The sequence below is a fragment of the Cellulomonas sp. IC4_254 genome, assembly GCF_011603975.1.
Taxonomy (GTDB): domain Bacteria; phylum Actinomycetota; class Actinomycetes; order Actinomycetales; family Cellulomonadaceae; genus Cellulomonas.
Genome location: NZ_JAANNB010000001.1, coordinates 62,694 through 73,387 on the forward strand (window position 1 = coordinate 62,694; position 10,694 = coordinate 73,387).

At 71.7% G+C, this 10,694-nt stretch carries 9 protein-coding genes and 1 pseudogene; 6 read left to right on the forward strand and 4 right to left on the reverse strand.

Annotated features, from left to right (window positions below; translation table 11 throughout):
• Positions 1–582: 582 nt before the first annotated feature.
• The 4 genes from G6556_RS00275 (at position 583) to G6556_RS00290 (ending at position 4,680) form a co-directional block, all read left to right on the forward strand.
• Positions 583–2,217, forward strand: coding sequence for an adenylosuccinate synthetase (locus G6556_RS00275; protein WP_166937575.1), 1,635 nt, complete (start codon positions 583–585; stop codon positions 2,215–2,217).
• A 3-nt stretch (positions 2,218–2,220) separates the two neighbouring features.
• Complete coding sequence (locus tag G6556_RS00280; RefSeq protein ID WP_166937576.1) at positions 2,221–2,883, forward strand: hypothetical protein; 663 nt, start codon at positions 2,221–2,223, stop codon at positions 2,881–2,883.
• Between the two features lie 78 nt (positions 2,884–2,961).
• Positions 2,962–3,474 (forward strand): nucleoside triphosphate pyrophosphohydrolase family protein, encoded by a 513-nt coding sequence (locus tag G6556_RS00285; RefSeq protein WP_205692790.1) that lies wholly within the window; start codon positions 2,962–2,964, stop codon positions 3,472–3,474.
• Positions 3,475–3,528: 54 nt separating this feature from the next.
• On the forward strand, positions 3,529–4,680 hold the full coding sequence (locus G6556_RS00290; protein WP_205692792.1) for a DUF3644 domain-containing protein: 1,152 nt from the start codon (positions 3,529–3,531) through the stop codon (positions 4,678–4,680).
• A gap of 333 nt (positions 4,681–5,013) precedes the next feature.
• On the opposite strand, the gene G6556_RS00295 is transcribed toward G6556_RS00290, so the two are convergent.
• A complete protein-coding gene (locus G6556_RS00295; protein WP_166937577.1) occupies positions 5,014–5,733 on the reverse strand; it encodes a DUF2071 domain-containing protein in 720 nt (239 codons plus the stop codon).
• Between the two features lie 110 nt (positions 5,734–5,843).
• Between G6556_RS00295 and G6556_RS00300 the strand changes: the two genes are divergently transcribed.
• Positions 5,844–6,104 carry a DUF2188 domain-containing protein gene (locus tag G6556_RS00300; RefSeq protein WP_166937578.1) on the forward strand — a complete coding sequence of 87 codons (261 nt, stop codon included), beginning with the start codon at positions 5,844–5,846 and terminating at the stop codon, positions 6,102–6,104.
• 110 nt (positions 6,105–6,214) lie between these two features.
• On the opposite strand, the gene G6556_RS00305 is transcribed toward G6556_RS00300, so the two are convergent.
• The 3 genes from G6556_RS00305 to G6556_RS00315 all read right to left on the reverse strand — a co-directional run bounded on the left by G6556_RS00305 (position 6,215) and on the right by G6556_RS00315 (position 9,709).
• Positions 6,215–7,645, reverse strand: coding sequence for a M20/M25/M40 family metallo-hydrolase (locus tag G6556_RS00305; RefSeq protein WP_166937579.1), 1,431 nt, complete (start codon positions 7,643–7,645; stop codon positions 6,215–6,217).
• 78 nt (positions 7,646–7,723) lie between these two features.
• Positions 7,724–8,857, reverse strand: a complete 1,134-nt coding sequence (locus G6556_RS00310) for a glutamate--cysteine ligase (protein ID WP_346774629.1) — start codon at positions 8,855–8,857, stop codon at positions 7,724–7,726.
• A 222-nt stretch (positions 8,858–9,079) separates the two neighbouring features.
• Positions 9,080–9,709 carry a GAF and ANTAR domain-containing protein gene (locus G6556_RS00315; protein WP_166937580.1) on the reverse strand — a complete coding sequence of 210 codons (630 nt, stop codon included), beginning with the start codon at positions 9,707–9,709 and terminating at the stop codon, positions 9,080–9,082.
• 294 nt (positions 9,710–10,003) lie between these two features.
• Between G6556_RS00315 and G6556_RS00320 the strand changes: the two are divergent.
• A pseudogene (locus tag G6556_RS00320) lies at positions 10,004–10,694 on the forward strand (hypothetical protein); the annotation flags it as partial.

A 10,694-nucleotide genomic window follows, 5' to 3' on the forward strand; every position in this document is an offset into this window, starting at 1 on the left:
TTCACCAGGTTGCCCACAACTGATACGCCTGTCGGCGTATCCATCGCAGTGACGACTCGCTGGCGAGCACCGTCTCGACCCTCGATCTTGCGGTTGGCGCGGGCGACGAGACGGTAGCAACGGACGCGACTGACGAGTCGTGAGCCAGCCCAGGCTCACTCCGTGCGCCTTCTTCCCGCACGACCTCGGCGGACACCGGCTACTGGTGCTCGACCTCGCCCGAGCACTCGGCATCGTCCTGTGCTCCGCACCCGGCCGCCCCTGTGGCGCCACCGGGAGTGCCGGCACCGCCGCCTACAGCCCCGAACAGATCGCGGCGACACGGGAAGCCGTCCGCGGGATCATCGCCGACGCCGGGATGCCGCTGCCGTGCTTCTGCAATGACACAACGGTGGCCCAGTCGAACTCATGCCCACCGTTCCGCCACCTCCCGACGACAGGCACGGAGACGCCGCCAGCCGGGTGAAATCAGGACTAATCACGTCGCGATGACACATCGATGCGGCCTCGTACTGGAACCTTGCCTCAGGCACGAGCGCTCCCTCGACCGACGGGGCCGCACCCGTCGACCTCGGAGGACTCGTGGACATCGTCGTCGCACTGTCCGGCGCCATCGCCGTAGGTAAGAGCACCGTCGCATCGAAGCTCGTTGACCGGTGGGGTGGGACCGTCGTCAAGACTCGCGACGCCCTTGTCGACCTCGCGAGCAAGCGAGGCGTCGACCTGACCGACCGCCGCGCGATGCAGGCGTTCGGCGACGTTCTCGATAGGGAGACCGCGGGGCGCTGGGTCAGCGATGCTGCGCACGCCCACGACGGTGACGACTCTCGCCTCCTCATCGTCGACGCCGTGCGAATCCGCGAGCAGATCGACGAACTGAGGGTGTCGTTCGGGCGTCGACTCGTTCACGTCCACCTCGTTGCCGCCGACCGCTCGGTCCTGGCAGAGCGGTACCGGGAGCGACGTCGCGACTCCGTGGCTGAGCTGGCGTCGTACGAGATGCTCGCCGAGAACTCAACCGAGGCGAACATCGACGAGCTCGGCATGATCGCTGACGTCGTACTGGACACCCACCGCAACACGATCGAGGACATCGTCATCCGGTGCGCGGCCCGGCTGGGCCTGCTTCCCGCCCTTACCGCCCCACTCGTCGACGTCCTCGTCGGAGGCCAGTTCGGTTCCGAAGGCAAGGGGAACATCGCCTACCACCTCGCGCCCGAGTACGGCGTCCTCGTGCGAGTCGGGGGACCGAACGCAGGACACAAGGTCCGCCACGACGGCTCCGTCCTGACCCACCGCACCCTGCCATCAGGATCGCGCGCGAACCCGCATGCGCCGCTGGTCATCGGACCCGGCGCCGTCGTGAACCCGTTTGTCCTGCTCAACGAGATCGCCGAGACCGGAGTCGACCCAGCGCGCGTGAAGATCGACCCGCAGGTCATGGTGATCAACCAAGATGACATCGACCGCGAGGCCGGGCTCGTCGGAGCGATCGCGTCAACCGGGCAAGGCGTCGGCGCTGCCGCAGCCAGGCGCATCCTCGGCCGCGACGGCTCGACGAAGCTCGCGCGCGACCACCCGGAGCTCCAGCCATTCCTCGCCGAGACCGGCGAACTCCTCAACGACGCCTTCGCGGCCGGCCAGTACGTACTCGTCGAGGGCACCCAGGGCACCGGGCTGAGCGTCTTCCACGGCCAGTACCCCCACGTGACAAGCCGCGACACCACGATCGCGGGCACACTTTCCGAAGCGGGCATCGGGCCTCGCCGCGTGCGCCGAGCCATCGTGACGATCCGCACCTACCCGATCCGCGTCGCTGGCAACTCGGGAGACATAGGACACGGCCGGGAGTTGCAGTGGTCCGAGATCGAGCAGCGCTCCAGGCACGAAGCCGGCGACATCCGGGACGTCAGCTCCGTGACCAAGAGGATCCGCCGGGTTGCGGAGTTTGACTGGGAATTGCTCAGGCGCGCCGCCGAACTAAACTCGGCGACCGACATCGCACTGACATTTGCCGACTACCTCGACCGCAACAACAAGAACGCCTATCGCTACGAGCAGCTCACGGGCGCGACCATCGAGTTCGTCGAGGAAGTCGAGAGCGTCACAGGAGCCGCTGTGTCACTCATCGCTACGTCCTTCCTCGAGCGCGGCATCATCGACCGCCGTACCTGGCGCGGCGCTCGGCCCACCCGGCTCCCGACCGCGGAGGCGTAGGACGTGGACCGCGAGCACTTTGTTGACCTGTATCCCCGGCTGTTCCACATGGCCGTCGACGGCGCCTGGCCTTCCGTCCAGGAGCGCGGCCTGCTCAGCACGGCCGCCCTCGTCGACCTCTACGACCCACCGCCGGCCGTCCGCGCACAGATCCTCAACGGCGTCCGCCGCACCAGCGTGGCACTACAGCACGACGGGCTGCCCGACGTCCTCGTCCGCGACCAGCGTCCCCTGAAGTTCATCGACCAGTGCCTGCTTCCTGGCACGACGCTGCAGGAGTTCCTCGATGCGCTGAACGGACGAGTCTTCTTCTGGGTCTCTCTGGAGCGATTGCGTCGGCTCATGGGCGCAACCGCTTACAAGAGGCACCCGCAGACCGTGCTGGAAGTCGACACCGCGAAGCTGCTGGCCGCGCACCCGCAGGTCGACCTGGCCCCGTACAACACCGGGTCCGTTCACGTGCCGAACATGCCAGCACGCGGACCCGAGACGTTCGTTCGCCTCGAGGACTACCCCTACGAGCAGATGGCGAAGCGGCGCGGGCGCAGCGACGCGGTCGTCGAGCTGACCGTTCCCTACGCTTCCCCGAACGTCGTCGACGCTGTCCTCACCGTCACGCGCTGGGAGCAGGGCGAGCCGACGTCTCAGCTCTTCCCGCAGCGATGAGCCGTGCCCGTCAGGCGACAACTATCCGCTCACCAGCACCCTTGGCGGACGCCGTGGATCATGTGACAAGGTGACGACGTGGGGCACGAAGGCACGCGACGTCGACGGTCTGCAGTCATCCAGGACACCCTGCAGATCGATCTCCCGATCCACCGGGCGCGCACGTCGACGCGCACGCGCACGCGGCTTCCTCCGCTGTCCGACATCACCGATCTGGTCCTCGACTTTCACCGGGCCTTCGGCCTGCCACGCAATCCCGATCCTTCGCTCGACGTCAGTCCTGACGTCGCGGCGTTGCGGCTGCGGTTGCTGGCCGAGGAGGTACAGGAACTCCGCGACGCACTCGACGACAGCAACCTGGTAGCGATCGCCGACGCACTCGCTGACATCACCTACGTGGTCTTCGGAACGGCCGTGACGTACGGCATCGACCTCGATGCCGTTGTACGGGAGGTACATCGCGCGAACATGAGCAAGCTCGACGACCGCGGCCGGCCGCTACTCCGCCGCGACGGCAAGGTCCTGAAGTCCGCGCGCTATACACCACCGGACGTCTCCACCGTGCTCGCGGTACAGCCACGCCTCTTCTGACCGGCGCGCCCGCGTCTCGTGCTGCCCGGGCCTCCTATCGTGGGCCGCGTCGCCGTGTCGACGGCGGTCTCGGAGTCGGAGGGCGATGTGAAGCTCAAGCAAGAGGCGCGGGTACTCAAGATCAAGGCGCTCTCCTCGCTCACGGTCGCCACGACAGCCTTCAACTCGCCCCACGACGAGGGTCGAGTCACCCAAGTTCTCCTGAGCCTCCAGCACGCGTTCGAGATGCTGCTCAAGGCGGCGCTCGTCCAGCACAACGTTCCAGTCTTCGACCGCAAGCTCGGTCGCTCCATCGGGTTCGAGAAGTGCCTCGGCCTCGCCGCCGCCGACACCCGGATCAAGCTTTCGAACAACGACGCCGGAACGCTTCGGGCCATCGACGCCATGCGCGACGACGAACAGCACTGGTTCAACGAGGTCAGCGAGCAGCTTCTCTACCTGCATGCCCGAGCCGCGGTCACCTTGTTCGACGAGCTTCTAACCCGTGTGTTCTCCGAGCGACTCGCCGACCATCTGCCGGTCCGCGTGCTGCCGATCTCCGTGGCTCCTCCCCGGGACCTGGACGTCCTCATCGACGACGAGTTCACCCAGATCGCCGAGCTGCTCAAGCCCGGCCGCCGCGCCCGACACGACGCGCGCGCCCGCATCCGGACCTTGCTCGCGATGGAGGCGCACGTCGGCGCCGCGGCCCAGGTCTCCGCGAAGGACGTCGACCGCGTCGAACGAGGCATCAAGGCTGGGCGCGAACGCACCGAGGTGTTCCCACGCCTGAGCGATGTCTCCGCGCAGATCGATGGCACCGGCGCCACGATCACGGTGCGCTTCAGCAAGACCGAGGGAGCCCCGGTGCGATACGTCGTCGACGAGAGCGTGCCCGCGGCCGCCATCCGCGAGGTGGACCTGGACCGGAAGTTCTACCTCTCGGCGACCGAACTCGCGAAGCGTGTCGGCATCTCAACCTCCCGCGCGACTGCGCTCCGTCGGCACCTGGGCATCGACGGCAACCCCCGAGCCCACTACGTCTTCGTGCTCGGATCGCAGCGCATCGGCCGCTACTCCGACGCCGCCGTCGACTCGATGCAGAAGGCCCTCACGACCCTGGACATGGACCGGGTGTGGGACGGACACAAGCCACGCGGGCGGAGCCAGAGTCCGCGGATCTGCACGGCCGAAGGGTGTGCCGGCCCATCCCGCGCGGCCGCCTGACCGCGCGACGCGTCACGCCCGACCATCCAGCGCGAGCGCAGGGATTCCCTTGACTTTCCCTGATACCCCTACGTTCCCTGCTGTTCCCTACGGCTCCCCACGGCGCCTTGACCAGCCCGTTAGCAGTTCCCTGCACCCCTGACAAACACGCTGGTGAACGCTCGACCTCTTCCCTGACACGGAAGAGGTCACTGGTTCGATCCCAGTATCGCCCACCAGCAGAGCCCCAGGTCCTCGGACCTGGGGCTCTTGCCGTGTCCGAGGGAAGCGGTCCTCCGCTCCCTCGACGTCCTGCTCGTCCCGACCCCGCCGTCGCACTCCCCGCGAGACTCGTCACCCGGGGGCGTCGGGCATCGGGTGAGGCACGCCGATGCGCACATCCACCCCGGGCGACCAGGACACGTGCGGGACCCCGACCGGTCGAGGCAGACCGCACCGTTGCACCAGGTCGGTGGACAGGTGCGGAGCGCTCGCCACGTGCAACGGCCACGGCGCGTGCTCCACCGGCACCCGCCACAGCCGGCCCGCCCTGCGGGTGTAGGCACCCCAGCGGCCCGTGACCGAGACGAGCCACGGGTCCGGGTCGACGATCCGCTCCCCCGGCACCACGCGCGCACTCAGCACGTCGCCACCAGCGACGCGGACCCGGTAGGACACGGCTTCCGCGTCGTCGTGCGCCCAACCCTCGCCTCGGTGGTACGGAAGACCGACAGCGCGCAGTGCACCCACGACCGCCCTGCGCGGGCAGACGAGAGCCAGGAACCACAGCCCGTCGGTGCCGCTGCGCGGGTGCCGGACGTAGGTCCGGACGTTCACCTCGGCGAACTCCGACCAACCGGGGACAGCAGGGACGCCCGGGAGGCGGACGCCCCGCATGAGGAACGGCGTGACCCCGACCCACGCCGAGCCGTCCACGACATCCGGCACCAGGCCGGGCGGCAGGAGCGCAGCGATGTCGTCAGGCGCGTACGGCCAGTGCACGAAAGCCAGCGACTCCCACCGCTGGAGCGTCGTCGCGATCCGGACGGACTGGTCCGGTCGTCGGCCGCTCATCACACCTCCCCGGGGTCGGCTGGTTCGCCCCGCTCAGGATCCCGAGCGCGCGACGACCGGGCCACCTCGAACCCGCCGACGCGCACCGGATGCCGTCCTGCCGTGCACCGATGAGACTGCTGTCTCCGACGAACCAGGAGGTCAGCGTGAGCGAGGGCAACGGCGTGCACACGGTCCACCGTGACGGCGTGTGGGTGAACGAGGTCGGAGGCCGGCAGGTCGGCGGGACGTTCGACCACAAGGACGCTGCGGTGTCGGCCGGACGGGACGAGGCGATGACCCGCAAGGCCGAGCACCACATCCACGGCCTGGACGGCCGGGTGCACGAGAAGAACTCCTACGGGCACGACCCGCGCACCATCCCGGGCTGAGGCGCTCGGCGGGCCGCCCGGAGAGATCGGCCCACCGGCGGGACACCGCGGTGTCCCGCCGGTGGGCCGACTGCAGACCGCACGATCGGACGGTGCGCGTCGACGCCGGGTCATCGGCCGGTCGTCCGTCGGTCGATCGCGTCGTCACCGTCGGCGAGCCTGCTCCAGAAGGCCGCGAGCGTCGCGGTCCCGGCACGCAGGAGGTCGATGAGCACGCTCTCGTCGCTGTCGTGCCAGTGGTCCTCGACCAGGCCGGTGCCGAAGAACAGCACCGGTGCCCCGGTGGTGTCGTGCAGCAGCGATGCGGGCGATCCTCCGGCGTTGCGCATCGATCCCACGTGGTCGGTGCGCCACCCGTCCGCCATGGCCGCGCGCAGCACCCCGAGCGCCGGGACGTCGTCCGGCGTCCGGTACGCCTCCTGGGTGGTCGCGAGCGGGACCGTCAGCTCCCAGTCGACGTAGCCCGGCATCTGCTCGGCCACCCACGCGCGCAGCTGCTCCGCCACCCGGTGCACCCGCTGGCCGGGCACCGTGCGGATGCTGAGGTCCACCCGGGCCACCGACGGGATCGCGCCGCGGGTCGGCGGGTCGACGTCGCCCGCGACGATGGTCAGCACCTCCACCGCCGGGCGCAGCCACAGCCGCTCCAGGGGTGTCCAGCCCCGCTCGCCGACGATCCGGTGCGTCTCCGAGCGCGCCAGCCAGTCCGCGTCCGAGTACGGCAGGTCGGCGATCGCCGCGCGCTCCGCCTCCGGGACCGGCTCGACGTCGTCGTAGAAGCCGGGCAGCGTGACCCGCCCGTCCTCGTCGTGCAGGCGGGCGACCAGCGCGGCGACCGCGTGCAGCGGGTTGGGCGCCGGTCCCGAGACCGCGCCGCTGTGCGCGTCCCGGCCCGGGCCGGTGACCTGGAGCGTCGCGTTCAGCGACCCGCGCAGGCCCCGGCACACCGCGGGGGCGTCGGCCCGCCAGAGCGTGGTGTCGCTCAGCAGCACGACGTCGGCCGCGGTCGCCTCCGGGTGCGCGTCCAGAAGCTGCGCGAGGTGCGTCGACTGCGCCTCCTCCTCGCCCTCGACGAGCAGCTTCACGTTGACCGCCGGCGCCGTCCGGCCCGTCGCCGCCAGGTGCGCCCGGAGGCCCCACACGTGGCACAGCACCTGGCCCTTGGCGTCGGAGGCCCCGCGGCCCCAGAGCCGGCCGTCCCGGACCGCCGGCTCGAACGGGTCGACCTGGCCCCAGTTCTCCGGCTTCGCGCTGCGGACGTCGTGGTGGCTGTAGACCAGCACCGTGGGCGCGCCGGGCGCCCCGCACCACTCCGCGTACACCGCGGGGGCGCCGCCCTCGACCTCCCACAGCTCGACGCGCGGGGACCCGGTCGCGCGCAGCACCCCGGCGAGCCAGTTGGCCGACCGCTGCAGGGTCATCTGGTTCTCCGCGACCCCGGCGACGCCGGGGATCCGGACCCAGTCCGCGAGCTGCTGGACGAGCGCGTCCAGGTGCTCGTCGGCGTGGGCGTGCACGCGATCCACGTCTGCGGGGTCCATGCGCTTCTCCTCGGTGTCGAGCGGGTTCACCTCCGTGCCGCCAGGCGGGTCCTCCGTCGGTGGGTGGGTCCGGTCGCGTCAGAGGGCGGAGCGGAGGACGACGTGAGCGAGGTCCCCCGTCTCGGCCGCCACCGCGCGCTGCCAGGTGGCGCCGGTGCCGCGCTCGAGCACGTGCTCGGCCCGGCGCTCGACGCGGACGGCGTCCCCCGAGGCGACCAGGGCGCCTGCGACGTGCTCGAGCAGGGCTTCCACCGCGAAGCGTGCGGGAACCGGACGGGCGGTCTCGGGGTGCAGCAGGTCGCTCTCCACCCCGGACCTGCTCGCACGCCACGCCGCGAGCCGCAGCACCGCGGTCTCCGTCGCCAGCGGTGGGCGCTCGTGGCGCCACTCCTCGGCCGCGGTCTCGACCAGGGCCCGGCTCAGCGCCGTGATCAGGACGGTGTCGGCGGGGTCCAGGCAGACGTCGGCGACCCGGATCTCCACCGTGGGGTACCGCTCGGAGAGGCGTGCGTCGGCGTAGAGCATGCCGGCGTCCAGCAGCACGCCCGTGCCGAGCATCTGCTGCAGGAGCCCGTCGTAGCGCTCGACGCTGCCGTACACATCGGCCGGTCCCGTGCCCGGCCACCGGCCCCAGGCCTGCGTGCGGTATCCCGCGTAGCCGGTGTCTCTGCCCTCGAAGAAGGGCGAGTTCGTCGCGAGCGCCGTCAGGACCGGCAGCCAGCACCGGATGCGATCGAGCACGGCGACGCCCTCCTCCCGGGACGCGACGGCGACGTGCACGTGGCAGCCGCAGGTGAGCTGCTGCGCGCAGGTGAGGCCGAACCCGTCGCTGATCGCCCGGTAGCGCGTCCCCGGCGACAGGGAGGGCTGCGTGGGCAGCGGCGACGTCGCGAGCGGCACGGCGAGCGCGCCCGCTGCGCGAGCCGCGCGCCGGGCTCGGTCGCGCAGCGCGTGCAGATCGGCCTCGACGTCGGACATGGCGGTGCGTGGCGGCGTCGCGGTCTCCACCTGCTCCTGCTGGAGCTCGGGGGTCAGCGCCGGTGCGCCCGACCGGCCGTCCGCTGCGAGCGCGGCACGGGCCCCCGGGCGCGCCCGCCCGGTGCGGGGGTCCACGAGGAGCAGCTCCTCCTCGACCCCGACCGTCCGGACCGCGGGCGGAGCGACGCCGGCTCGCGCGCCGGCGCGACGCACCCGTCGCTCCGCAGCCGGCACCGGCGCCGGCATGGTCCTGGGTGCAGCGTCCATCAACGGCTCCCCCTCGCGAGCCTCGCTCGCGCACCGCCCGCGACGTGTGGCCTGCGCCGCGGAACGCCAGGGTCACACGGACCCCGACCCCGCGCGCGCCGAGCCGGGGACGAGAGCCGACATCTCGCGAGCGGCGCGACAGGCGTGGGGCGCTCGGCGGGTGCCCGTGCCGGACGGGCCCGCAGGACCTCAGCGCGAGTGCGACACCGTCGCGAGCAGGAAGGCGGCGACGTCGACCAGCGGCCGCTCGTCGCGGAACGCCACCATGGTGAGGAGCGCTCGCGCGGTCGGTGCGTCGCAGCCGTTGCCCTGCATGATCACGCCCACCGCCCGGTCGACGATCGCCGGCTCGGAGTCGGTGTCGTCCATGGGTGGCTCGGCGAGCACCGCCGCACGCAGGCGCGCCCGCACGTCGACGGCCACAGCCTCGGCGGCTCCCCGGCCCGCCTCCAGCCGTGGCGGGTCCCAGGAGACCCCAGGCTCCGCGTACAGGTTCACCGCGACGGCGACCGTCCTCTCCACGGGGGCCGGCACAGCGGCCACGGAGGCGAAACCGCTGTCGAGCACGGTGCGTGACCAGGTCGGCCACCGCCACTCCTGACCGACGTCCGGCACCACCACGGGGTCCAGCCCGGACATCGCGATGATGCAGGGCCCGTCCTCCGTGCGGGCCTCGACCTGGTCGCACGCCGCCGCTCGTCCGTCGCTGCTCGCCACCCGCACCGTCGCCCCGTGGTGCCGCACCGTGATGCTCGCCTGCACGCCGGGCCCGATCCCGGCAGCGGCCCGGGCGGCGTGGTCGTCGAGATAGGTACGCATCGCGTTCCCCCACCGCATCGCTCGACCGGCGGTGCGGCCGGGTCTGCCTACGGCCGTGCTGCTGACACCGCCGCGTCAGCACGGCACAGAGCGTACGAAGCCGCGGCACCGCTCGCGAGGGGAGGATGCCGTCGGAAGCCGGCGGCCGGACTCTCCCAGGAGCAGGTCGCCGACCTGGGTGCTGGCACCCATGCCCCGCGGCCCCGCATCAGGTTCCCTCAACCGCCTCGGGACGCGACCGATCAGGGCCCTGCGGCGCCGACCGGTGCCTGCGGGGGCACCGAGGAGTCCGACATGCGCACACGATCCATCGCACTGGCGGCGTCCGCCGCGCTGCTGACCGGGATCGTGGTGACGCCCGCGGCGCTCGCCGCCGGCTCCGGCGGGACCGGGTCGGTCACGATGTGCCACCGCACCCGCTCGGTCACGAACCCGTACCGCGAGATCACCGTGTCGCAGTCGTCGGTCACGGGGAACAACGGCGCGGGGGGCGGCAACGGCAGCGGCCACGGCGGCCACACCGGACCGGTGTTCGACCCGACGCCGGGGTACTACGCCACCCACGCCAAGGACTGGGGCGACGTCATCCCGCCGTTCGGCAACTACAAGGGCCTCAACACCACGGGTGCGCTTCCTGCCGCACCGTCGTGCCGGGCCATGCCGGCGGGCGAGTTCTACAACGTGCAGCGCGAGGCGGGGGTGGCCCGCGCGGAGGTCATCGCCGACCTGCAGGAGCAGGGTGCGCTCGGCGACCCGACGCCGAGCGAGCTCGAGGCCCTGGTGTACACGGGCAGCGACCCCACGCTCGCCGCGGAGGACGGGGTGGGGACGCCGCCGCCCGCGGAGCAGCCCGGGACCGATCCGGGGACGGGGAACGACCCGCAGCCCGGCGCCGAACCCGGGACCGGGAGCGACCCGCAGCCCGAGCCGGAGCCCGTGACCGACCCCGCCACCGACCCCGCGCCCGATCCCCAGCCGGAGCCGG